The organism is Streptomyces sp. NPDC039430, assembly GCF_055639435.1.
In genome coordinates this window covers 353,071-376,540 of record NZ_JBVKAK010000003.1, presented here as the reverse complement: position 1 = coordinate 376,540, position 23,470 = coordinate 353,071, and the positions used below count along the sequence as shown (strand labels likewise).

The window sequence follows — 23,470 nt, the reverse complement described above, 5'->3', positions numbered from 1 at the left end:
TCCACAGGTCAGAAGCGCCTGACCCCCCATACGGCGCCGGCGACCGTACCCCCATGCCTCGGCACTCCGTGCCGTACTGGGCCGAACGGCGGTCCCAGGCACCGCCCGTGAAGGAGTGACAGCTCATGTCCGCACCAGCGCCCTCCCCGCTGGCCGTCGTCGATGCCGAACCGCTGCCCCGGCAGGACGAGGTGCTCACCGAAGCGGCCCTCACCTTCGTGGCGGAGCTGCACCGGCGGTTCACCCCGCGCCGTGACGAGCTGCTGGCCCGCCGCGCCGAGCGCCGCGCCGAGATCGCCCGTACCTCCAGCCTGGACTTCCTGCCGGAGACCGCCGCGATCCGCGCGGACGACAGCTGGCGGGTCGCGCCGTCGCCTGCCGCGCTGGACGACCGCCGGGTGGAGATCACGGGTCCGACCGACCGGAAGATGACCGTCAACGCGCTCAACTCAGGTGCGCGCGTCTGGCTCGCCGACTTCGAGGACGCCTCCGCCCCCACCTGGGAGAACGTGATCCTCGGCCAGCTCAATCTGAGCGACGCCTACCACCGCCGTATCGACTTCACCGACCCGCGCTCCGGCAAGTCGTACGCCCTCAAGGACGCCGATGCGCTCGCGACCGTCGTGATGCGCCCGCGCGGCTGGCATCTGGCCGAGCGTCACCTCCAGCTGAACGGCGAGCAGGTGCCGGGCGCGCTGGTCGACTTCGGGCTGTACTTCTTCCACAACGCCAAGCGCCTGATCGAGCTGGGCAAGGGCCCGTACTTCTATCTGCCGAAGACGGAATCGCATCTGGAGGCCCGTCTCTGGAACGATGTGTTCGTCTTCGCCCAGGACTACGTGGGCATCCCGCGGGGGACCGTCCGCGCGACCGTGCTGATCGAGACGATCACCGCCGCGTACGAGATGGAGGAGATCCTCTACGAGCTGCGCGACCACGCCTCCGGGCTGAACGCGGGCCGCTGGGACTATCTCTTCTCGATCGTCAAGAACTTCCGTGACGGCGGCGCCAAGTTCGTGCTGCCGGACCGCAACGCGGTGACGATGACGGCCCCGTTCATGCGCGCGTACACCGAACTGCTCGTCCGTACCTGCCACAAGCGCGGCGCCCACGCGATCGGCGGTATGGCGGCCTTCATCCCGTCCCGGCACGACGCCGAGGTCAACAAGGTCGCCTTCGAGAAGGTCAAGGCCGACAAGGACCGCGAGGCGCACGACGGCTTCGACGGCTCCTGGGTCGCCCACCCCGATCTGGTCCCGATCGCCATGGCCTCCTTCGACGCGGTCCTCGGCGACCGCCCGAACCAGAAGGACCGGCTGCGCGAGGACGTCTCCGTCGCCGCGGGCGATCTGACCGCCATCGACTCGCTCGACGCGCGGCCCACCTACGAGGGTCTGCGCAACGCCGTCCAGGTCGGCATCCGCTACATCGAGGCGTGGCTGCGTGGCATGGGCGCGGTCGCGATCTTCAACCTGATGGAGGACGCGGCGACCGCGGAGATCTCCCGTTCGCAGATCTGGCAGTGGATCAACGCGGGCGTCGAGTTCGAGCACGAGGGCCGTACCGTACGCGCCACCGGGGAACTGGCCCGCGCCCTCGCCGCCGACGAACTCGCCGCGATCCGCGCCGAGATCGGCGAGGAGGCCTTCACCGCCGGCCGCTGGCAGCAGGCCCACGATCTGCTGCTGACGGTCGCGCTCGACGACGACTACGCGGACTTCCTCACGCTCCCGGCGTACGAGCAGCTGCGCGGCTGACGAATCCCGGGGGGGGGCGCGCGCCCGTGGCGCGCCCCCGGGACCACCTCACCCTGTTCGTCAGACGATGACCGGCACGGAGTTGGCGGGGTTGGTGGCCCAGCCGGTGACGATGGGCTTGTCGACGGTGGCGGGCTCGGGGAGCTTGAGTTCGGCGGGGTTGGGGTCCTCTTCGCCGACGCCGATGATGACGTTCTCGAACTCGACGCCTGAGTCGTCGCTGGTGGTCTTGGGGCTGATGCCGGTGTAGGCGGCGGCGGAGCCGGTGAGCTTGATGGGGTCCTCGCCGCCCTGCCCGACGGGGGAGGCGACGCCGTCGGCGTCGGAGCCGAAGGACACGCTGGGGGTGTTGATGTCGAGGTAGCAGGTGATGCCGGACTTGGCCTTGGCGGTGACGAGGTAGTAGCCGCCGGCCTGGGACTCCGAAGTGACCGTGAAGTCCAGGTCGTTGGCGCCGCAGGACTGCCCGTAGCCACTCTTCCCGCCGTCGCCCGAGCCGGCCTTGTCGCCGGAGCCGCCGGAGTCGGAACCGCCGGTGGACGAGCCGCCGGAGTTGGAGTCGCCGGCGGAGGTGCTGTCGCCGGAGGCGTCGTCGCTCCCGCCACTGCCCGCGGAGGCGACGGCGGAGGGCGCCGCGGAGCTGCCGGTGTCCGCGCCGTCGCCGGGGTTGCAGGCGGTGGTGGCGGCGGCGAGGGCCGTCACGGCCGCGGCGGCCAGGGCGAGACGGGCGGAACGGGCGGCGAGACGCGAACGCATCATGATCTCCAGCGACTGTCGGTTGCGGTGTTTCCTGCTGACACCGACGACACTAGGGCCGGCTCGATCCTGAAATGATCCTGCGCATGTCCGGGTTCTGTCTCAGCGACTGCGGTTCCACGAAACGGCGTTGGATCGCACAGCCGCAGCTCAAGGGGCATGTCCGGGGGTCTTGGGGGACGGAAGCCTCGGTACGCTCGCGATCAGCCGCCGCGAGTACGGATGCGAGGGCGCGCCCAGGACGGACGTGGTGTCGCCCTGCTCCACGACCCGCCCGCGTTCCAGCACCGCCGTCCGCTCGCACAGCGCCGCCACCACCGACAGGTCGTGCGAGACCATCGCGATGGTCAGCCCCCGTGTCTCCTTCAGCTCGACGAGCAGGTCGACGATCCTGACGCGGGTGGTGACATCGAGCGCGCTGACCGGTTCGTCGGCGAGGAGCACGCGGGGCTCGCACACCGTGGCCCTGGCGATGGCGATGCGCTGGCGCTGGCCGCCGGAGAACTCGTGCGGATAGCGGCGGGCGGCGTCGGCGGGCAGCCCGACGGCCTCCAGAGCGGCGGCGACGCGCGGATCCTCCTCCCCGCGCGGCACCGGCCGGCTCAGACCGAGCGAGCGCAGCGGTTCCGCGACGATGCCGCTGACCCGCTGCCGGGGGTCGAGCGAGGAGTACGGGTCCTGGAACACGCTCTGTACGCCGCGCCGGAAGCGGCGCATCTGGTCGCGGTCGCGGAGCCTCAGCTCGTCCCCGTCGAACAGGATCCGCCCGCTCGTGGGGCGGCTGAGGCCGAGCAGCAGCCGCAGCACCGTGGTCTTGCCCGCCCCGGACTCGCCGACCAGCCCGAGGCTGTGGCCCGCGGTGATGTCGAGGGAGACGTCGTGCAGGACGGGGGGCGCGCCCCGGTACGCGAACCCTGCGTTCCGCGCGGCCAGGATCGCGGGGGCGGGGGTGTCGGCAGGGGCGGCGGCCCGGTGGCCCGGCGCCGGGGTGCCGGGGTTCGGAGTGGTCATCGGACGATCCGTTCCAGTGCGCTTTCGAGATGCCGGGCGCTGTCCACCAGGTCCCGGGTGTACGGGTGCCGGGGGCGCCGCACGATGTCGTCCACACTGCCGGACTCGACGGCCGACCCGTCCTTGAGCACCAGGACGTGATCGGTCACGGACGAGACCACCGCCAGGTCGTGGCTGACGAACAGCAGCGCCATGTCGCGCTCGGCGACCAGCCCGTCCAGCAGCGCGAGCACCTCGGACTGGACGGTGACATCGAGGGCGGTGGTGGGCTCGTCCGCGATCAGCAGGGCCGGTTCGCAGGCCAGCGCCATGGCGAGCGCGACCCGCTGGCGCTGTCCGCCGGAGATCTCGTGCGGATAGGCGCGCGTGATCCGCTCGGGGTCGGGGAGCCGTACCTGATCGAGGGCCTCCGCCACGGCGCGGCGCAGCGCCGCTCCGCGCAGCCCGCGCCACCGGCGCAGCGGTTCGGCGAGCTGGCCGCCGATCCGCATCAGCGGGTCGAGCGCGGTCAGGGGCTCCTGGAAGACGACGGTGGCGGCCCGGCCGCGCAGCGCCGTCAGCCGCTGCTCGGACGCGCCGATGACGTCCGTGCCCGGTGCGTCCGGGGCCGGTCTCAGGACGATGCTGCCCGAGGCGTGCATTCCGGGGGGCAGCAGGCCCAGCACGGCGAGCGCGGTGAGGGACTTGCCGGAGCCGGACTCGCCGACCAGGCCGAGCCGGGAGCCCGCGTCGACCGAGAACGTCAGGCCGGAGACGAGGGTCCGGCCCTGGTCGGTGCGGATCGTCAGTCCGTCGACATCGAGCACCCGCGTGGCGCGCGCGTTCATCGGGTCCTCCGCCGGGTGGGGTCGAGGGTGTCACGCAGTCCGTCGGCGATCAGATTGACGCCCACGACCAGCATGACCAGCAGTACTCCGGGGGCGATGACCCCGGTGGGCGCGGCGAACACGGTCGCCTGGGCCTCCTGGAGCATGCGCCCCCAGGACGCGTTCGGCGGCGGGGCGCCGAGCCCGAGGAACGACAGGCTCGCCTCGGCCATCACTGCGAGGCCGAACTGCTGGGCGAGGTTCACCACCAGGGTGGGCCAGATGTTGGGCAGCACATGGCCGGTGATGACGCGGGGCCAGGAGGTGCCCGAGGTGCGCGCCGCCGTGATGTAGTCCTGCGCCAGGACCCGTTTGACCAGGATCCGGGTCAGCCGGGCCACCACGGCCGTCATCGCGAGCCCGATGGCGAGGATCGCGGAACCGAGCGAGGCGGAGCGGGCCGCCACCATCAGCATCGCCAGCAGCAGGGTGGGGAAGGCGATCAGGACGTCCAGCAGGGTGGAGAGGGTGTCGTCGAGCCAGCGGGTGGCGAAGCCCGCGGCGAGCCCGAAGCAGACACCGAGCACCGTCCCGATCGCGATGGCGCCGAGGCCGGCCTCCAGCGCGATGCGCGCGCCGGTCATCAGCTGGGTCAGCAGATCGCGGCCGAGCTTGTCGGTGCCGAGCAGATGCGGCAGTCCGGGCGCCGCGAGCCGGCCGCCGGTCGTGTCGTCGGGGGCGTACGGGACCCAGAACAGCGAGACCAGCGCGGTGACGACGATCAGGCCGAGCAGGACGCAGCCGGCCAGCAGGGCCGGGGAGCGCCGGGTACGGGCGGCCGGGAGCCGCTTCGTGCCGCTCGCCGCGGCGGGGGCGGCGGGCTCCACGGCCGCGGCGGCCTCGTCCGGGCCGGGGGTCAGGTCGGTCCGCTCGCTCATCGGGTGCCTCCGGACAGCCGGCCGCGCAGCCGGGGATCGATCAGCCGCTGCGCGAGATCGCTGAGGAACCCGATCACCAGCACCGCGAAGGTGCTCACGAAGAGGACTCCCTGGACCGTGGGGTAGTCGTGCTGGGCGACGGCCTGGGCGAGGAGGCTGCCCAGGCCCGGCAGCGCGAACACCGTCTCGACGACCACCGCGCCGAGCAGGGTGGTGGCGAGTTCGATCCCGAGGACGGAGATGACCGGCACCGCGCCGTTGCGCATGCCGTGCCGCCACATCGCGCGGTTGAAGGACGAGCCCAGAGCCCTGGCCGTCCGCAGATAGTCGCTGTCGAGGACATCCAGCGCCGCGGACCGTACGTACCGGATGAGGGAGGCCGACATCACCAGCGCGACGGTGATCACCGGCAGGGCCAGCGAGGTGAGGGCCTCCCCCGGCCGCGCCCAGCCGTCCTGCGGAAAGCCTCCGGCGGGCAGCACGCCGAGGCGCAGTGCGAAGACGGTGATGAGGATCATCCCGATCCAGAAGACCGGTACGGCGATGCCCAGTTGGGAGATCCCGCTGATCAGCGTCCCGTACCAGGTGGCCGACCGGTGGGCCGCGACGAAGCCGACGGGGACGGCGATCACCACGGCCAGCAGGAAGGAGAGCAGCGTCAGCGGGACCGTGACATCGAGCCGGGAGGTGATCTCCGGGCCGACCGGGAGCGTGCTGACGAACGAGTTGCCCAGGTCGAAGGTGGCGAGCTGGTGGAGCCAGTGGACGAACTGTTCGGGTACGGGGCGGTCCGAGCCGATCTCGTGGCGGGCGGCGGCGATCTGCTCCGGGGTCGCGCCGACCGAGAGCAGGGAGTTCGCCGGGTCACCGGGGAGCAGCCGCAGCAGCAGGAAGAGCACCACGCTGGCCAGGAACAGTGAGCCGGCCAGGAAGGCCAGCCGTCGCAGCAGGTAGGAGATCATCAGGCAGGGGACCGATCGACGGAAGCGGGGATTCCGCCGTGCGGGCCCGGAGTGAGGCGGCCGGGCCCGTACGGCGGGGCGGAGCGTCGGCTCACATGGAGCCTCGGCCCACAGGAAGCGTCGGCCCACGTGGGCTTTGGCTCTCATGGAGCCTCGGCCCACGTGGGCTTCGGCTCGGGCGGGAGCGTCAGCTCTTCTTGATGCCGTAGGCGTGGAACTGCGCGTTGAGACCGTTGAGCGGGTAGCCCGACAGCTTGGTGTTGGCCACCACGATCTGCGGATAGAGGTAGAGCCAGTCGCTCGCCGCGTCCTCGGCGATCTGCCGGTTGACCTTCTTCAGCAGGGCCGTCTGCCCGTCGGTGGTGTCCGACTGCTCGGCCTGCTTCACCCACTCGGTGACCTGCTTGTTGTCGTAGCCCCAGTAGAAGTCCGGGTTGCCGTACCAGACGACGTCGCGGTCGTTGACATGCTCCTGGAGCGTCGCGCTGAAGTCGCGGTTCTTGTAGACCTTGGTGTACCACTCGTCCGGCGTGATGACGTTGATGTCGACCTTGATACCGACCTTGGCCAGCTCCGACTTGATGAAGGTGGCGGCCGTCGGGTGCGGGTCGTAGTTGGGGGTGTCGAGCGTGAAGCTGAAGCCCTTGGGGTAGCCGGCCTCGGCGAGCTGCTTCTTGGCGAGCGTCACGTCGTACGGGTTGACCTTGGTGAGGTCCTCGTACCAGGGGTCGGTGGGCGGGACCATCGAGCCGATCAGCGTGCCGTGGTCGCCCCAGACCGACTGGAGCAGCTTCTTGTTGTCGATCGCGGAGCTGACGGCCTTGCGCACCTTGACGTTGTCGAACGGCTTGACCCGGTCGTTGAACGCCAGCAGCAGCTTGGTGGTCGAGTTCCCGTCGTTGACCTTGTAGTTCGGGTTGTTCTTGAACTGGTCGAGGGCGTCCGGGCTCTGCTCGCTGGTCACCACGTCCACGGCGTTGGTGAGCAGCGCGTTGTTGAGGGCGGTCGCGTCCTTGTAGTAGTGGAAGACGACCTTCGCGTTGGTCGCCGGCGTACCCCAGTACCCCGGGAAGCGCGCCAGGCTGAGCGCGGAGCCCCGGGTCCACTTGTCCAGTGTGTAGGGGCCGGTGCCGTCCTCCGAGGTCTTGAGGTCCTTGGCCGCGGAGTTGACCACCCACACATAGCTGAGGTTGTAGACGAAGGAGATCGACTTGGACGACAGGGTCACCTTGACGGTGGCCGGGTCCGGGGTCGTGATCGACTTGACCATGTCGAAGCTGCTCTTGCGCGCCGACTGGGAGTTCTCGGCGCGGACCTTCTCGATGCTGTACTTCACATCGGCGGAGGTGAGCGCCTTGCCCGAGTGGAACGTCACGCCGTCGCGCAGCGTGAAGGTGTACGTGAGCCCGTCCGGGCTGACGGTGTAGTCCTTGGCGAGCCGCTTCTCGGTCCTGCCGCTGTCGGTGAGCGTGAACAGCCCCTCGTAGACATTGCCGTTGAGCGCCTCGGTCACGCCCTGGCCGCCGCCGCCGGTGTTGTCCAGGTTCTGCGGTTCATAGAGCGAGCCGATGCCGACGGTCGCGTTCTTGTCGTACGAGCCGGAGGGCGCGTCGCTCGTTCTGTCGGTCCCGGAGCCGCAGGCGGTGAGGGCGAGGGACAGGGTGACCACCAGGGTGCCGCCGAGCAGCGGTACGGACTTTCTCATCACTTCTACTCCTGATCGACTGCCGGACGGGTCCCCGGGGAGGGGTGGTGGGGTCCGGCTGTGGTGCCTCGGGTGTGCTCAGTTGACCGTGTAGCCGTCGCGGAAGACCGGAAGCTTCTCGCCCGCCTCGACGGGCAGGTGCAGCCGGTTCTGCCGCGGCGGCAGTGGACAGTTGTACTGAGCGGAGAATCCGCACGGCGGCACGAAGGCGCGGTTGAAGTCCAGTACGACCGTTTCGCCGTCCGGCTCGCGCGGGACGAACAGGAAGCGGCCGGCGCCGTAGGTGTCGCCGCCGTTCGTCGGGTCACCGAAGACCAGGAGGAGCGTCCCGTCGTCGTCGAAGGCCGACAGCGTGTAGTCCACACCGTCCAGTGTGACGTGAATATCGCCGGGGACAACCAGTTCGCGACTGCCTCCGCTGTCGCGCATGTGCTCGAACGGCACCCGGCGGTCGGTGGATACCGAGGTGAAGGTGGCCTCGATCACCCAGTCCGGACGGAACGGATATGAGGTGATATGCGAGAAATGGCGGATGGCCGGCGCGTCCGCGTCCCAGAAGCGCAGCGCCTCTTCCGGCTCGCCGGTATGGAGGTTGGTCCGGCGGACGGTGGTGAGGGTCACACCGTCCGGGACCACGGTCCTCGCGCGTTCCTCGGCGGCGTCCACACCGGGATCCAGCCACCGGGTCTCCGTGAGCGCCAAGTTGCCGACGGGGCCGGTCACGGCGGTCCGCCGCGCGGCGTGCCAGGACTCCAGCGCCTCCCGGGCCTGCTGGACGGCGGCGGACGTCTCGGCCTTCTCGGCCTTCTCGGGTTCCTGTGCGGCGGCCGCGGTCGCCTCGGAAGAACGCGTATGCACGGACATGCGGGACTCGCTCCGGTCTGACGGAAGGGTTCGATCCCGCGCGGCATCGCTGTGGGGTCTGGAACGACTGGATCGTACATACATAGGGTTATTTCCAGCCATGATTGACCATCCTTCGAGACAGGTCGTCTCGAAGGTCTTACGGAGCGATGAGTTTCGGCGGCCGGGCCGGTCTCCCTCATATGGACACACAGACAGCGATGGAGCCGTTCGACCTGGGGCCCGCGTGCGGCGAGGTCGCGCGGCTGCTCGGCGGTATCAAGGATGATCAGCTCGCCGGGCCGACGCCGTGCCCCGACTACGCGGTACGGGAGGTGCTGGCGCATCTCGTCGGGCTGACGGTGGCGTTCCGCGACGCCGCGGCGAAGAAGTCGGGGCCGACGACGGACACACCGCCGGACGCGGGCCTGCCCGTACTGCCGGACGACTGGCGCGAGGTGCTGCCACGGCAACTGGACGAGCTGGCCGAATCCTGGCGTTCGCCCGCCGCCTGGGAGGGCGCGACCCGGGTCGGTGGGGTCGATCTGCCGGGCGCGGTGGCCGGGCTGGTGGCTCTCAATGAAGTACAGATCCATGGCTGGGACCTGGCACGGAGCACGGGGCAGCCGTACGCCCCCGCCGAGGCGTCGCTCCGGGCGTCCTTCGCGATGCTGGCCCCGCCCGCGGCGGCCGGCTCCGGCGGGCCCGACGGAGCCGGCGTGACCGGCCAGGGCGATGCGACGGGCCAGGGCGATGTGGCCGACGCGACCGGCCCGGCCGACGCTCCCGCTGACTCGGGCGAGGCTCCGGACGGGGTGTTCGGGCCACCGGTCGAAGTCCCCGAGGACGCGCCGCTGCTGGACCGGGTGGTCGGCCTGACCGGTCGCCGCCCCGACTGGCGGCCCGGGGAGTGAGCCGGGGCCGGTCGCCCGAGGGTCCGGGGGGCTCTGCGGTCGGCCGGCCCGGCAGCGACGCCCTGGCAGCGCCGGCGGGCCTCCCGAGTGCGGTCAGTCGGTGGCCAGGGCGTCGGTGCGCCGGGACGCGGCGGCGGTGCGCAGCAGTGCACGGGCCTTCTCCTGGAAGCGCGCGTCCGAGGAGACCACATCCGATTCCGAGCCCGTCCCCCACACCCGACGGTCCCGTTCCGCCAGGCCGGCCAGCCGGTGGAGTTCGGGCTCCGTCAGGGATTCGGCGCCGAGCGACGCGAGCGCTTCCAGGGCGCCCATCGGGTCCGCGTCGCGTTCGGCGCAGCTCAGGAGCGTGTCCGCGAGCCGCACACGGCGGGCACCGTCCGTCTGGTGAGCACCGTCGGCGTGGTGGGCACCGTCCGCGTGGTGGTGCGTGGCGGCTCCGGTGGCGAGCAGGGCCTGGGCCATCGACGGCGCCCGGTCGGGATCGGCCAGGCCCCGTTCCAGTGCGGGACGGAGCGCCGTCGCGGCCGGGCCGAGGCGGGCGGCGGCGCGGGCGGCGTTGACGGCTGTCCAGCGCATCCACTCGGAGTCCGTCGCCTCCAGGACGGCCGCGATCACCGGCAGCGCTTCCCCCGGATCACCGGTCAGGCTCCACAGGGCCAGGGCGATGTCCAGGTCGGCGTCCAGGCGCGGTGCCATCACGCGGTCGTCGTCCGTGCTGAGCGCCGCCCGCAGCCGCGGAACCAGTACGTCGGCTTCCTTGCCGAGATCGGCCGTGGCACGGGCGGCCTGCCGTATACGGCGGGTGTCGTCCACGGCGAGTTCGGCGGCGAGGACGGTCAGCAGCGGCTCCGGACCGCCGGTGACGGCGTCGGTGCCGGAGTCGCCGGCGGGGGAACGGAGTGAATGGAGCGCCCGCGCGGCGGCGAACCGGCCCTGCTCGGGCCCCGATACGGCGGCCTCCTCCAGCGGCACGACGGCCCGCCCGGGGTCGACGGCCGCCAGCGCGGCGGGTACGAACACGGGGAACCTGCCCAGCGACGCGGCCAGTTCGGGGAAGGCGGGCGCGGCCCGCTCGCCCCAGGAGGCGAGCAGCCGGACGAGATGAATCGGCTCGTTCCCGTCGAGCTCCGGCGCGGTCAGTCTGGCCCTGGCGGCGGCCAGCAACTCCGGGTGGTACGGAAACGGCCCGTCGAGCCGGTCGTACGGAAATCCGCAGGCCGCGCCGAGGGCCGCCGGGCGCTCGGGCAGATCACGCGCGAGCAGCGGGGCGGCCCGCTCCGGGGCCACGACGACCAGGGCCTTGAGCGCGCGGTCCGCGAGTGCGCCGCCCTCGGAGGCGAGCGCCGTCAGCGCGGGCGCCGCGGCGGCCGCGTACGGTCCGAGCTTGTCCAGGGCGCTGAGGGCGGACCGCGCCGACGCGGGGTCGTCAAGCAGCGCGATCAGCGGGTTCGCGAGCCGGGCCGGGGCGCTCCGTGAGGTCACGCATGCCTGTTCCGTCGCCCACAGGGCCTCCGCGCGGACGTCGTCGTCGGGGACGCGCAGCGCGAAGTCGAGCAGTGCGAACGCGGCCTCGCGGTCGTCGGAGGTGTCGCGCTCCAGCAGTGCCTCGACGATGCGGTGGAGCGGTTCCGTCCGCTCCAGATCGAGGCGGCCGGCGACCAGTGGGTCGGCGGGCAGCAGGGACAGCACCGCCTGATGGTGCGTCCCGGTCCAGGGCAGTCCCAGGTCCAGGGAGCCCAGGACCGCGGCCATCCGCAGCTCCCCCGGCTGCCCCGTCTTCAGCGCGGCGGTGACCATGGCCGCCGCCGGGCCCGCCGGGTCGAGCAGCACCGCCCCGGCGAGCAACTCGGCCCGTACGAGCGGCTCTTCCTCCCGTTCCCAGCGCCGCAGCAGCACCGGGAGCACCGCCTCCACGGCTCCCGTGCACGCCGCCGCCCAGACCGCCGCCTGCCGCACCGCCGCGTCCTCGGCGTCGACCAGCGGCAGGATCAGGGGCAGTTGACCGGTCACGGCGGCCTGGCACGCGCCGGGCGGTGTGCCGTCGTAGACGCCCTCGCTCTCGGCGATCCCCCCGAGCAGCACCAGCAGATCGCCGGCCCGTACCCCGGCGGCGGCCAGCCCGGCGAGATACGGCACGGCCCGCGCGGACGCCTCGTACACCGATCCCTGGTGGAGGATGCTGCTGTAGAGCTCGCTCAGGGCCTCCCCCGCCTCCTCCTCGTCCGCGCTCGCCAGCGCCCGCAAGTGTCCGGGCGTGTCTTCGGCGCTGCCGTACGCGTGCTCAAGCTCCGCCCACGGCTGGGCATCGAGATCGGCTAATACCTGTACGAGATCCATGGCCGGAATGCTGCCACGGGGGTCTGACAACGGCCTCAGGCCGGAGGGTCCCCGCGGTGCGCCACAGTGCGTCACCGGGGACGGTATCGCCCCAAGTGACCGGCCCACACTCCTTCTTCACAGACGGACGGGTATACGGCGCCTCCACGCTTTGGTAGGAAAGCTTCCTAACAGATCCGCCGCAGGAAATTTCCCCACCTTCCACCCTGGAGGTCAGGTGCCCACCCCCCGCATTCGCACCGTTCTGCTCGCGCTGACGCTGGTCGCGGTCCCCACCGCGTCCGTGGCCCACGCGGCAGCGGAGCCCCCCGCCGCACCCCCCGCCGCCGCACCCGCCACCTCTCCTGCCATCGGCAGCGCCGTGGCGGCGGCCACCGGACTCGACGACCCGGCGAAGAAGGACATCGCCATGCAGATCGTCTCCAGCGCGGAGAACTCCTCGCTGGACTGGAAGGCGCAGTACGGCTACATCGAGGACATCGGCGACGGCCGCGGCTACACCGCGGGCATCATCGGATTCTGTTCCGGCACCGGCGACATGCTGGATCTCGTCGAGCTGTACACCCAGCGCAAGCCCGGCAACCCGCTCGCCACGTACCTGCCCGCCCTGCGGGCGGTCGACGGCACCGACTCGCACAAGGGTCTCGACCCGGGGTTCACCGCCGCCTGGAAGCAGGCGGCCAAGGACTCCGCGTTCAAGACCGCGCAGAACGACGAACGCGACCGGGTCTACTTCAACCCGGCCGTGAACCGCGGCAAGCAGGACGGCCTAGGCACGCTCGGGCAGTTCGCGTACTACGACGCCATCGTGATGCACGGCGACGGCGGCGACAGCACCAGCTTCAGCAGCATCCGCAAGCGCGCGCTGGCCAAGGCGAAGACCCCGGCCCAGGGGGGCAACCAGACGACGTATCTGCACGCCTTCCTCGACGCCCGGGTCTGGGCGATGAAGCAGGAGGAGGCCCATGAGGACACCAGCCGGGTGGACACCGCGCAGCGGGTGTTCCTCAACAAGGGCAATCTGAACCTGGACCCGCCGCTCGACTGGAAGGTGTACGGCGACAGCTTCCACATCGGCTGACAGGTCGTCAGATCGGACCAGGCCCTGTCGGGCCGGTGCGGCGGGTACGGAACCGGGTCCTCCGGCTCCGTACCCGCCGCCCGTGTTCACATCACCGTCCGACCCACCGGCGCCGGTTCCGCGGCCGGTGCCGATGCCGGTTCCGCAGCCTGTTCCGGTGCCGCGTCCGCTCGTCCCCCGTCCGAACTCCTGCTCGCGCCCAGGTGGTTGAAGGCCAGGTTCAGGACGATCGCCACCACGCACCCGGTGCTGATGCCCGAGTCCAGCACCACCAGCAGGTCCTTGGGGAAGGCGTGGTAGAAGTCCGGCGCGGCGATCGGTATCAGCCCTATGCCCACGGCCGCCGCGACGATCAGCGCGTTCTCGCCCTTCTCCAGCGCGGCCGTGGCCAGCGTCTGTATTCCGCTCGCGGCGACGGAGCCGAACAGGACGATCCCCGCGCCGCCGAGGACGGGCAGCGGTACGAGCGCGATCACGGACGCCAGCACCGGACAGAGCCCGAGCAGCACCAGGATTCCGCCGCCCGCCGCGACGACGAAGCGGCTGCGCACTCTCGTCATCGCGACGAGTCCTATGTTCTGCGCGAAGGCGCTGCACATGAAGCCGTTGAACAGCGGGCTGATGGCGCTGCCGAGTGTGTCGGCGCGCAGCCCGCCCTTGATGGTCCGCTCGTCGGCGGGGCGTCCCACGATCCTGCCCAGCGCGAGCATGTCGGCGGTGGACTCCGTCATGCAGACGAGCATCACGACGCACATGGAGACGATGGCCGCGATCTCGAACTGCGGGGCGCCGAAGTGGAATGGCGCCGGGAAGCCGACGAGATCGGCGTCCTTGATCGCGTCGAGGCTGGTCATCCCCATCGGGATGGCGATGACCGTTCCGATGACGAGACCGATGAGGATCGCGATCTGCTGGAGGAAGCCGCGCAGCAGCTTCCGCAGGACCAGCACGATGACCAGGGTGAGGGCGGCCATCCCTATGTTCCGCGCCGAACCGTGGTCGCCGGCCCCGGCGTCGCCGCCCTGGGCCCAGGTGAAGGCGACCGGCAGCAGAGAGACACCTATCAGGGTGATGACGGTGCCGGTGACGACGGGCGGGAAGAAGCGGACGAGCTTCGAGAAGTACGGGGTGAGCAGAAAGCCCAGCACACTGGCGACGATGATCGCGCCGAAGATCACGGCGAGTCCGTCGGCGCCCCGGTCCTTGCCGATGGCGATCATCGGGGTCACACCGGCGAAGGAGACGCCGTTGACGAAGGGGAGCCGGGCGCCGATCTTCCAGAAGCCGAGGGTCTGGAGCAGGGTGGCTATTCCGGCGGTGAAGAGGCTCGCGCCCATCAGGAAGGCGGTCTCTTTGGTGTCGAGGCCCACCGCGGGCCCCACGATCATGGGCGGGGCCACCACACCCGCGTACATCGCGGCCACATGCTGAAGGCCGCTGGTGAACATCCTGGCGGGCGGGAGCCTTTCGTCGACCGGATGCCTCCGGTGGGGATCGACGTCAACCGCCCCCGCGGGGCGGGGCTTCGACGGGGACGGTGGCTCTGTTCGGGGTTCGGTCGGCACGGCGGTTCCTCCGGTCGGTGGCGCGCCGGCGGCGGCGCGGGTATCAGGGAGGTGTTACGAGGTGAGTACACCTGTCTGCGCGTGCGGGCACAGGACACATGTCACCGTCCCGGGAGGTGAGGTACCGGCAGCGTGCGGTACGACACCTCCCGGTCACGGCTGCCACGGACCCCGCTCGGGTCCATGGCCTCCGGTCGCGGGCCGTCCCCCACGACCGGACATTCCGGCGGGATCAGCCCTGTGCGGCGATCCGCGCGAGACGCAGGGCCTCGCTCCGTGTGTCACGGGCGATGGCGTCCTCGTCCACCGTGGTCAGGTGGCCGTCCTCGACCACGGTCCGGCCGTTGACGAGGGAGAGGGTGACGGGGGCGGCGGCACCGAGGACCAGCGCGGTCACCGGGTCCGCGATGGAGGCGTGGGCGAGGGTGTCCAGCTTCCACAGGACGAGATCGGCCAGCTTCCCGGGCTCGATCGAGCCGATCTGGTCGGCGCGGCCGAGGACTTGGGCGCCGCCGTACGTACCGAGGCGCAGCGCCTGGCGGGCGTTGAGCGCCGATTCGCCATGGGCGCCGAGGCGGTTGATGAGCAGCGCGTTGCGCAGTTCGGTGTGGAGTTCGCCCGACTCGTTGGAGGCGGTGCCGTCCACCCCGAGGCCGACCGGTACGCCGGCTCTCAGCAGGTCGGGGACCCGCGCGATCCCGGCGCCGAGCCGGGCGTTGGACGAGGGGCAGTGGGCGACGCCCGTGCCCGTACGGCCGAAGGCGGCGATGTCGGCGTCGTTCATATGGACGCAGTGGGCCATCCACACGTCGGAGCCGAGCCAGCCGGTCGACTCGAAGTAGTCGGTGGGCCCCATTCCGAACAGTTCCTTGCAGAACTGCTCCTCCTCCACCGTCTCGCTGCCGTGGGTGTGCAGTCTGACGCCCTTGCGGCGCGCCAACTCCGCTCCCTGCTTGAGCAGTTCGGTCGTGACGGAGAACGGCGAGCACGGGGCCACTGCGATCTGGGTCATCGCGTCGAAGGAGGCGTCGTGGTGGGCGTCTATGGTCTTCTCCGTGGCGGCGAGCGCGCTGTCGAGGGACTCGACGGCGAAGTCCGGGGGCAGTCCGCCGTCCGAGACACCGCGGTCCATGGAGCCACGGGCGAGGGTGAACCGTACGCCCATCTCCGCGGCGGCCCCGATGATCGCGCCCGACAGGTCGCCCGTGCCGCGCGGATAGACGTAGTGGTGGTCCATCGCGGTGGTGACACCGCCGCGGACCATCATCGCCAGGGAGCCCCGCGCGGCGGTGCGGACCATCGGTTCGTCGAGCCGCGCCCAGGTCGGGTAGAGCGCGACCAGCCAGTTGAACAGGTTGTGGTCGGTGGCGAGTCCGCGGGTGAGCCACTGGTAGAAGTGGTGGTGTGTGTTGACCAGGCCGGGGGTGACGAGATGGCCGCTGCCGTCGACACGGCGGACCACGTTCTCCAGGCGGGCCGGGGCCGGGCCCGCGCCGACCGACTCGATCCGGTGTTCCGCGACGACGACATGTCCCGAGGCGTACTCGGTGTCGTGCGCGTCCACCGTCGCGATGGCGCAGTTCTCGATGACGATGCGCGAAGCCGCCATGGCGGTTCCTCTTCCTGAGTTCGGGCCGGCAACGGGTCAGAGGTTGGTCAGATCGACCGGGATCTGCGGCTCGGTTCCGTCCCGCAGGACGGTCGCCTCGATCAGTCCGTAGGGGCGGTCCGCCGCGAAGTAGACCTCGTTGTCGTTCTTCAGTCCGAACGGCGCCAGATCCACCAGGAAATGGTGCTTGTTCGGCAGCGAGAACCGGATCTCGTCGATCTCGCCGCTGTTGTCGATGATCCTCGAACCCATCTGGTACAGGGTCTGCTGGAGGGAGAGCGAGTAGGTCTCGGCGAAGGCCTGGAGCATGTGCTTCCTGGCCTGCCCGTAGGACTGGTCCCAGTGCGGCATGGGCGCGTCGTCGCTCGACCAGTTGTAACGCCACTTGGCCGACACCTCGGTCGCGAGGATACGGTCGTGCGCCTCTTTGAGCGTTGTGTACTTGTCCTTGACGTAGCCCCAGAACTCGGAGTGCGTCGAGTTCATCACGGTCAGATCCTTCAGACCCGAGATGACCTGCCAGCGCTCGCCGTCGAAGGTCACCTGCGTGAGCCGGGTCTCCTGGCCCGTACGGACGAAGGAATGCCCGACCTCGTCGGCGCCGGCCGGCCGGGAGTCGGCGTCCGACGTCGCGATGCGCTCCCAGGCGTACTCCTCGATCCGGATACGCGCCTGCCTGATCGGTTCCTGGCTGGTGACGAAGTGCCGGGCGAGATGGATACCGAACTGCTCGGCCGATTCGACGCCGTGTTCCTTGGCGAACGCGTAGACCGTGTTCTTGGTGGTGTCGGTCGGCAGCACATGCGCGTTGGAACCGGAGTAGTGGACGTCCTCCATCTCGCCGGACAGCGCGACGGAGACATTGAGGTCCTTGATGTGGTGGGTGTCGCCGTCCCGCGTGATCTTGACGACGCGGTTCTCCGCCTTGCCGTACTGGTTCTGACCGAGCATCACAGGGCGGCTCGGGCGGGACTGATCGGTCATGTCTGCTAGCTCCCTCGGTATACGGAGTAGCCGAACGGGTTGAGCAGCAGCGGTACGTGATAGTGCTCGCCGGGAACGACGGCGAAGGTGATCGCCACTTCCGGGAAGAACACACCGCTGTCCCTTGCGCGGGGGGCGTCCTGCTGCGCCTCGGCTTCTTGCCTGCTGATGAAGTACGCCTCGGTCTCGAAGCCGAGACGTACCTGTGTGGTGCCTTCCGGCAGGGCCGGCAGGTCCTTGCAGCGCCCGTCGCCATCGGTACGCGAACCACCGAGCGCCTCCCACCGACCGCCGGGGCCGCCGCGGGCCGCGAGCGCGATGGTGACGCCCGCCGCGGGGCGTCCGATGCTGGTGTCCAGGATGTGCGTGGACACCGAGGCGGTGGTGGCGGTGCTCATGAGTCGTCGTCCTCCGCTACGAGACGGGTCAGCCGGATCCGGTTGATCTTGCCGAGTTCGGTGCGCACGATCGCACGCTCCCGTTCCGGTGTGTGGCCCATCCGGGTCTTCAGCGCGTCGCGCAGCTGCTCACCGGTGGCTCCGGTGGCGCAGATCAGGAAGACATGTCCGAACCGCTCCTGGTAGGCCAGGTTGAGTGCGAGCATCTCGGCCTTCAGCGCTTCCGGAGCCCCGGCCATCCCCCGCTGTTCACGGGCGGAGGCCGGATCTCCCGGCTTCGGGCGGCCGATCGGCGGGTGTCCCGCCATCGCCTCGGCCAGATCCGCGCCGTCCAGTGTCACCGTCGCGGTGTCGCTGGCGGCGAGGAGTTCGTGCAGGCCGGGGTACGGGCGGCGGGCGAGGAGCTGGGTCCCCCACGCCCGGCTGGCGCACACCTCGTGCAATGCGGCCAGAGCCACACTGTCGGGCGAGGTGTTGAACCGGGTGAGGCCCGGTTGCGGTGTCGACGTCACGGGATCCTCCGTGGCAGTGCTGGGCGGGCTTCGCATAGCTAACGCCCTCAGCAACACCACGTCAACACTTTGTTGAAATCTCGTATACGGAATCCCCGCGTCAGGGCCTACTCGCCCTCGGTGGCGCTTCCCCGCTCACTCGCGCGCGCGTTTTCCCTGTTCAGGTAGTTGTAGACGGTGAAGCGGCTGACCCCGAGGGCGCTCGCCACCGTCTCGACACCATGCCGCACGGAAAAGGCACCGCGTGCCTCCAGTATCCGGACGACCGACTGCTTGGACTTGCGGTCCAGCTCGGCGAGCGGCATCCCGTGCCGGCGCTCCAGCGCGGCCAGGATGTGGTCGAGGGAGTCGGACAGCTGGGGCAGCCGCACGGCGAGCAGTTCCTCGCCCTCCCAGGCGAGCACGACATCGTCGGGCTGGGCCTCGCCGGGCGCCATCAGCTCGCCGCCCATGGCGTCGACCAGCGGCTTGACCGCCGCGACGAAGGGGTGGTCCAGCGGCTCGGCCATCAGCCGTTCTCCCCGTCCGCGGCCGCGGGGGCGTCGCCGGCCGCCTGACCGTTCTCGATCACATTGACCTGGAGGGAGACCCGGGTCGCCCCGGCGGCCAGCGAACGGCGCAGCAGCGCGTCCACGGCGCCCAGCACCGCGTCCGCGCCGCCCTCCGCCGTATTGCCGAACGGGCCGACGTCCACGGCGTCCAGTTCGGCGCCCTGGACGACCTCGCGGGCCACCAGCGCGTGGGCGGGCGCCTCGTCCAGGTCGAAGGGCTCGGTCGTGAACTCGACTCTCAATCGCACTGTGTCCCCATGGCGTCGACTCTGACCTGCGCGTTGTCTCGGCCCTCCGGCTGAGAGGGCGCATCCGGGGCACGATCCCCCTTCGGACTCCGACACGACCTTAACGGACTCTCCCGAGGCGATCAGCGGAGATGCGCGGGGCGGCGGCATGGACCGTACGGGCGAAGCGCGCGGTACCACCCGGGCCCGCCAGATCTCACACTCACGTAACACCACATCAACACACGCGGCCGGATCCCCTTGGAGCGCCGAGGAGCGATGGCCCGGACAGTGGCGTGGATGTGACGGGTGGGGCCCGGACGGGTACCCCCACCCACCACGGCGTTCAGGCGATCAGGTCTGGCACTGCTTCGTGGCCGCCGAGGACCAGCCGCTCCAGGCGGCACCGCTGACCTGGGCACGCACCCGGATCTCGATCTTGCCGGCGTTGCACGGGGCGGTCTTGTTCCCCGCCTCGACCGGACCAACGGTCTGGCCCGCCCCGACGGTGGTGCGACTGTTGCTCAGCTTCTTCCACTCACCGCCGTTGGTGCGCAGGTAGGCCTCGTAAGCGACATTCAACGCTCTCGTTCCGACATTGCGCAGCTTGACGTATGCCGTCACATCCCGGTAGGAAACGACCTCGATCCACTTGCGCTCGGCGCTGATACAGCCGTTGACCGCGACGCGGCCGGTCGACGCACCCCCGCCGCAGACGACTGACGCGGCGTGAGCGTTGGCCGGGACGGTCAGGACGGTGAGCGCGGCCGCACCCAGGACCGTTCCCGTACGCCTCAAATACATGAGATGTGCCCTTCGTTGAGTTTTTCCTGCCTGAAGGGACCATGGCCCACTCGGGGACGGGGCGTACGGCTTCATTCAACGCTTCACCCGGATAGGCATATTTCGACCGATAAGAGGGGGAACACTCGCCTCCGGGTTCACCAGCGGCCCGGCCCACGGCTTCCGCTCCACCGCCGGTGATCGGGCCGTTCCATCGGGCCGGTCATGCCGACGGGCCGGTGCGACGCACCGGCCCGTCGGGGGCTTCGGGTGTCAGTGGTGCCTGGCGCGCCGCTTGCGGCTGACGAGGACGACTGCCGTCCCCGCGCCGATCAGCAGGGCCACCAGGGCGAGGACCTCTCCCAGGTTGGACGTACCGGTGTTGGCGAGTGAACCCGGTGGCCGGCCGGCCGGTGCCGGGGTGTTGGGCGCCGGGCCCGTCGGCGGCACCGATGTCGGTGTCGGGGACGGTGTCGGTGATGTGGTCGCGGGCGGCGTGGGTGTCGGCGACGCCGCCTGCGGGATGTACACGCCGGCGTCGATCGTGTGATCAACCCCTCCCGGCGTGGTCGGTGCGGTGACCGGGGCGTATCCGTTGCACAGCCGGCCGGTTCTCGGCGGGGTCACATTGGAGTCGTGTACCCGGTCGTCACCGGCCCTCGGCAGGGTGAACCGCAGGTCGGTCGCGGCCGGCCGGCCCGGCACCTCGCTGGTGTCCGCGGTGCACACATCGAACTGCACGGTGTACTTGGCACCCGGTGTCAGCTCGTACTCCGCGCCGACACCACCGAAGTAGTACTCACCGGCGGGATCGGTGGTGGTCGTGGCGACCTTCTTGCCTTCGGCGTCCAGCAGGTTGATCGTCGCCCCCGGCAGCAGCACCTGCCCGGGGTCCTGGATGCCGTTGTGGTCGCCGTCGTACCACACGACGTTGCCGATCTGGATCGGTGCGTTCGCCGCGGCGTACGCGATGTCGCCGAGGCCACCGGCCTTGCCGAACCCGTTCTGGTTCGGGCCGATGAACTGGTAGGCGTTGGCGGCCGGGTCGTTGCCGGGGCCGAGGCCGGTGGCGACGTCGTAGTAGCCGGTTCCGTTGGTGATGACCTGCCCGGTCGGGTCCATCTGCGTGCTGACGACCCACTGCTGCTGCGGGATGTACGCGACCGATCCCAGCGCGGACTCCTGGTGCGGCCCGGGTTGGGTCGCGGAGCCGCCGTTCGGGAAGAAGTCACCCGGGAAGTACTCGACGACGCCGCCGGGCTGGACCCCGTCGATGGCCGGGTCCGTGGCGTGGTCGGGGCAGCTTCCCGTGCCTTCCCACTCGTACCCGCCGGTGGGCGTGGCACAGGCCATGCTGATGTCGCCGCCGGACATGCCGTTCTGCGGGGTGTCGTTGCCCGGCCTCGGGTCCAGCCCGCCCCAGCTCACGACGTCCATGAACCGGTCGCGGAAGCCGAGGATCAGCGAGCCGTCGCGGGCGAAGGCCGTGGTGGCCAGCTCCGGCTGCGGATTGATCATCGGGCCGTTCACGCTGAAGGTGTCCCAGTCCGCCAGGTCGGTGTTCCACGGGTTCCAGTGGTTGACCTGGTCCCGGCCGGAGTTGCTGGTGAGCACGCTCCCGCGCTCGGCGGTCAGCGGCTGGGACAGCACGGTGGTGAACCGCTTGCCGTCATAGGTGGCGACGACGGCCTTCAGGTCCGCGCGTTCCTGTGTGCTCTCCGCGCTGCACACGCCCCCGACGTACAGGGTGTTGTTGTGGGTGGCGAGGCTGAACGGACGCCAGTCGTCGGCCGACGCGCAGCCCGGGTCGGGGATCGGCACGGTCGCCTTGGGCGCCGAGGCCGTGGGCTTTGTCGCGTCGAAGCCGACCAGGCTGCGGGTGAGCAGGTTCACCGCGTACAGGGTCGAGCCGTCCTCCGACAGGGTCAGGCCGCCGATGCTCTCCTTGCCCGGTGCGTCGGTGAACCCGGCGTCCTTGATCAGGTTGCCGGTGTCGTGCGGCGTCTCCGTGGCGCCCGGCACCTTCGCGAACAGCTTCGGGGCGCCCCCGCCGTCGGCCGGCACGGTGTAGATCGCGTCACCGCCGTCCGGTCCGTACTCGGTGTACCGCCGGGCGAACGCCGACTGGAACAGCTGCTCGCGGTACTTGTCGTAGGCCAGCCCGAAGGTCGTGCCCACCTGGTCCTGGGTGTTGAGCACCTCCGGACATGCCTGCTGGTCGGGGCAGTTGCCGCGGGCGTTCGTCCCGAACGCCACCAGTGCCCGGGTGTCCGTCCCCCCGGCGCCGCTCTGGATCGGAACGAAGTAGCGGGAATCGGGCAGCGCGTAGTCGGCCGGGTCCCAGACCCCGGTGGTCACCGAATCGTCCTCGCCGTCCGAGACGTCCACGAACGTGGTGAAGCTGTCGAAGTGGTTCGGCGCGGTCGAGGCGGGCGCCGCCCGCAGATAGTCGTCGTACGGTGCCGGGACGGTGACGTCGACCCGGTACCGGCCACCGGTCAGCTCGTCCGACGGCGGCACGATGACCTTTCCGGTGGCATCCGTGACACCGGTGACGTGATGCCCGTCGGGGTCGGAGACATCGACCTTCATTCCCCGCTGCGGCACGTCCATGGTCGAGTTGATGACGCCGGTGCCGAAGAAGTCCCGCAGTACCTCGACGGTCAGGGTGCCGTCAGAGGCCGAAGCGCCGGCCTGACCGGCGCCGGTCAAGATCGTTCCTGTGCTGCCCCCCACCAATAAGAGGCCGGACAGCCCCACCCGCACCAGTCCACGTAATGGCATGGCGCTCCTTTACGTCGTCCTACGCTGATGCCAACTCGGCAAATGCAGGGGTGAGACTACAAGTTGACGCAACGTCATGTCTGGTAAACGCAGAGTTTGACGGTGCCTCGGCTGAGACCTGTTACGCTCGCGCCGCGTGCGGAGCATCAGAAAGCGGAGCATCGACAGCAGGCGGGGTCTCCCGGGGCGCGAGGCAGGCCGGCGCCGCCGGTGGCCGAGGTTACGCTGGGCGGCAGCCGCCGTCATCGGCGTCGCGGCCGCCACGACCACCGCGTTCGTCCTCCTCGGCAACGGCGATGATCCCGCCGCCCCGAGGGCGTTGACCTCGGACGAGGTGAACCGGCTGGCGATCACGCGGTTTCTCAACTACCAGGCGAAGGGCCGGGCGGTGACGATCACCGTGCCGAACGCCACCGGCGGGCTGGTCATCACCGGATCCGTCGATTACCGCACCCACACGGGTTACGGGGTGGTGCACGGGACCGGGCGCGACACGTCCAGCGAGGGGCTGATCCAGTGGACGGCGACCACCGTCCTCGTCCACCCCATGACAGATCCCCCGGCGGCCGCACCGGCGTCGCCGCCCGCGTCCGGCTGGCACCGGCGTCCGCTGAAGACCTCCGGCATGACCCTGGACAGCGCGCTGGCCATCGCGCTCCGCCTCGGCAACGACCGGCCGGACAACGCCGCACTGCTGCCCCAGAGCGGCGCCGCGTGGGTCGGGCGGGATCAGGTGCACGGCCATCGGACGGACATCATGAACGGGCCGGACGCCGACAGCGAAGCCGCCGCGTCAGGGGCCGTGCGCTACTGGATCGGCTCGGACGGCACCATGTACCGGGTTCAGGCCACTATCGCCTCCGAGTCACGGCCGGTGGTCTTCGACTTCGACACCCGGCCGTACGTCCCCGTCCAGCCGGTACCGGGAGCCGGACCGGCGGCGTAGC

At 70.5% G+C, this 23,470-nt stretch carries 21 protein-coding genes; 4 read left to right on the top strand and 17 right to left on the bottom strand.

Translation table 11 applies throughout. From position 1 onward, the window contains the following. Positions 1-125 precede the first annotated feature (125 nt). Entirely contained in the window at positions 126-1,757 is a 1,632-nt protein-coding gene (gene aceB, locus ACZ7LS_RS10815; protein ID WP_382523221.1) for a malate synthase A, read from the top strand. Positions 1,758-1,817: 60 nt separating this feature from the next. Here the strand turns inward: aceB and ACZ7LS_RS10810 are convergent, their stop codons facing one another. The 7 genes from ACZ7LS_RS10810 to ACZ7LS_RS10780 all read right to left on the bottom strand — a co-directional run bounded on the left by ACZ7LS_RS10810 (position 1,818) and on the right by ACZ7LS_RS10780 (position 8,799). Continuing rightward, positions 1,818-2,513 (bottom strand): DUF4232 domain-containing protein, encoded by a 696-nt coding sequence (locus ACZ7LS_RS10810; RefSeq protein ID WP_385129437.1) that lies wholly within the window; start codon positions 2,511-2,513, stop codon positions 1,818-1,820. Positions 2,514-2,663: 150 nt separating this feature from the next. Beyond that, a complete protein-coding gene (locus tag ACZ7LS_RS10805) occupies positions 2,664-3,524 on the bottom strand; it encodes an ABC transporter ATP-binding protein (RefSeq protein ID WP_382523224.1) in 861 nt (286 codons plus the stop codon). Next, the gene (locus tag ACZ7LS_RS10800; protein ID WP_382668078.1) at positions 3,521-4,351 is read right to left on the bottom strand and encodes an ATP-binding cassette domain-containing protein; all 831 of its coding nucleotides are present in this window, start codon (positions 4,349-4,351) and stop codon (positions 3,521-3,523) included. Before ACZ7LS_RS10800 ends, ACZ7LS_RS10805 begins: the two co-directional genes overlap by 4 nt. Beyond that, on the bottom strand, positions 4,348-5,268 hold the full coding sequence (locus ACZ7LS_RS10795) for an ABC transporter permease (protein WP_382523230.1): 921 nt from the start codon (positions 5,266-5,268) through the stop codon (positions 4,348-4,350). The genes ACZ7LS_RS10800 and ACZ7LS_RS10795 overlap by 4 nt, the downstream gene beginning before the upstream one ends. Further along, positions 5,265-6,230, bottom strand: coding sequence for an ABC transporter permease (locus tag ACZ7LS_RS10790; RefSeq protein WP_382523233.1), 966 nt, complete (start codon positions 6,228-6,230; stop codon positions 5,265-5,267). The genes ACZ7LS_RS10795 and ACZ7LS_RS10790 overlap by 4 nt, the downstream gene beginning before the upstream one ends. Positions 6,231-6,417: 187 nt before the next feature. Next, complete coding sequence (locus ACZ7LS_RS10785; protein WP_382971165.1) at positions 6,418-7,935, bottom strand: ABC transporter substrate-binding protein; 1,518 nt, start codon at positions 7,933-7,935, stop codon at positions 6,418-6,420. Between the two features lie 78 nt (positions 7,936-8,013). Beyond that, complete coding sequence (locus ACZ7LS_RS10780; RefSeq protein ID WP_385129250.1) at positions 8,014-8,799, bottom strand: DUF1684 domain-containing protein; 786 nt, start codon at positions 8,797-8,799, stop codon at positions 8,014-8,016. A gap of 182 nt (positions 8,800-8,981) precedes the next feature. On the opposite strand from ACZ7LS_RS10780, the gene ACZ7LS_RS10775 reads away from it, so the two are divergent. Continuing rightward, the gene (locus ACZ7LS_RS10775) at positions 8,982-9,692 is read left to right on the top strand and encodes a TIGR03086 family metal-binding protein (RefSeq protein ID WP_382668087.1); all 711 of its coding nucleotides are present in this window, start codon (positions 8,982-8,984) and stop codon (positions 9,690-9,692) included. 93 nt (positions 9,693-9,785) lie between these two features. Here the strand turns inward: ACZ7LS_RS10775 and ACZ7LS_RS10770 are convergent, their stop codons facing one another. Next, positions 9,786-12,029, bottom strand: a complete 2,244-nt coding sequence (locus ACZ7LS_RS10770; protein WP_385129248.1) for a hypothetical protein — start codon at positions 12,027-12,029, stop codon at positions 9,786-9,788. A 217-nt stretch (positions 12,030-12,246) separates the two neighbouring features. Here ACZ7LS_RS10770 and ACZ7LS_RS10765 point away from each other — a divergent pair, with 217 nt between their 5' ends. Beyond that, positions 12,247-13,110 carry a chitosanase gene (locus ACZ7LS_RS10765; protein WP_382877757.1) on the top strand — a complete coding sequence of 288 codons (864 nt, stop codon included), beginning with the start codon at positions 12,247-12,249 and terminating at the stop codon, positions 13,108-13,110. A gap of 86 nt (positions 13,111-13,196) precedes the next feature. Here the strand turns inward: ACZ7LS_RS10765 and ACZ7LS_RS10760 are convergent, their stop codons facing one another. From ACZ7LS_RS10760 to ACZ7LS_RS10720, 9 genes are all read right to left on the bottom strand, one after another. Beyond that, positions 13,197-14,675 (bottom strand): nucleobase:cation symporter-2 family protein, encoded by a 1,479-nt coding sequence (locus tag ACZ7LS_RS10760; RefSeq protein WP_385129246.1) that lies wholly within the window; start codon positions 14,673-14,675, stop codon positions 13,197-13,199. A 232-nt stretch (positions 14,676-14,907) separates the two neighbouring features. Then, positions 14,908-16,284, bottom strand: coding sequence for an 8-oxoguanine deaminase (locus ACZ7LS_RS10755; RefSeq protein WP_385129244.1), 1,377 nt, complete (start codon positions 16,282-16,284; stop codon positions 14,908-14,910). A 36-nt stretch (positions 16,285-16,320) separates the two neighbouring features. Beyond that, positions 16,321-17,268 carry a factor-independent urate hydroxylase gene (pucL, locus tag ACZ7LS_RS10750; protein ID WP_382668102.1) on the bottom strand — a complete coding sequence of 316 codons (948 nt, stop codon included), beginning with the start codon at positions 17,266-17,268 and terminating at the stop codon, positions 16,321-16,323. 5 nt (positions 17,269-17,273) lie between these two features. Continuing rightward, positions 17,274-17,666, bottom strand: coding sequence for a hydroxyisourate hydrolase (gene uraH, locus ACZ7LS_RS10745; RefSeq protein WP_382668105.1), 393 nt, complete (start codon positions 17,664-17,666; stop codon positions 17,274-17,276). Further along, on the bottom strand, positions 17,663-18,178 hold the full coding sequence (gene uraD / locus ACZ7LS_RS10740; protein ID WP_382668108.1) for a 2-oxo-4-hydroxy-4-carboxy-5-ureidoimidazoline decarboxylase: 516 nt from the start codon (positions 18,176-18,178) through the stop codon (positions 17,663-17,665). Before uraD ends, uraH begins: the two co-directional genes overlap by 4 nt. Positions 18,179-18,285: 107 nt before the next feature. Next, on the bottom strand, positions 18,286-18,687 hold the full coding sequence (locus tag ACZ7LS_RS10735) for a helix-turn-helix domain-containing protein (protein ID WP_382523266.1): 402 nt from the start codon (positions 18,685-18,687) through the stop codon (positions 18,286-18,288). Next, positions 18,687-18,977, bottom strand: coding sequence for a YkoF family thiamine-binding protein (locus ACZ7LS_RS10730; RefSeq protein ID WP_382668112.1), 291 nt, complete (start codon positions 18,975-18,977; stop codon positions 18,687-18,689). Before ACZ7LS_RS10730 ends, ACZ7LS_RS10735 begins: the two co-directional genes overlap by 1 nt. 333 nt (positions 18,978-19,310) lie before the next feature. Then, positions 19,311-19,760: a hypothetical protein gene (locus tag ACZ7LS_RS10725; RefSeq protein ID WP_385129241.1), complete on the bottom strand. Its 450-nt coding sequence runs from the start codon at positions 19,758-19,760 to the stop codon at positions 19,311-19,313. A gap of 252 nt (positions 19,761-20,012) precedes the next feature. Continuing rightward, the gene (locus tag ACZ7LS_RS10720; RefSeq protein WP_382668118.1) at positions 20,013-22,523 is read right to left on the bottom strand and encodes an SdrD B-like domain-containing protein; all 2,511 of its coding nucleotides are present in this window, start codon (positions 22,521-22,523) and stop codon (positions 20,013-20,015) included. 244 nt (positions 22,524-22,767) lie between these two features. On the opposite strand from ACZ7LS_RS10720, the gene ACZ7LS_RS10715 reads away from it, so the two are divergent. Beyond that, positions 22,768-23,469 (top strand): hypothetical protein, encoded by a 702-nt coding sequence (locus ACZ7LS_RS10715; RefSeq protein WP_385129435.1) that lies wholly within the window; start codon positions 22,768-22,770, stop codon positions 23,467-23,469. Position 23,470: the final 1 nt, after the last annotated feature.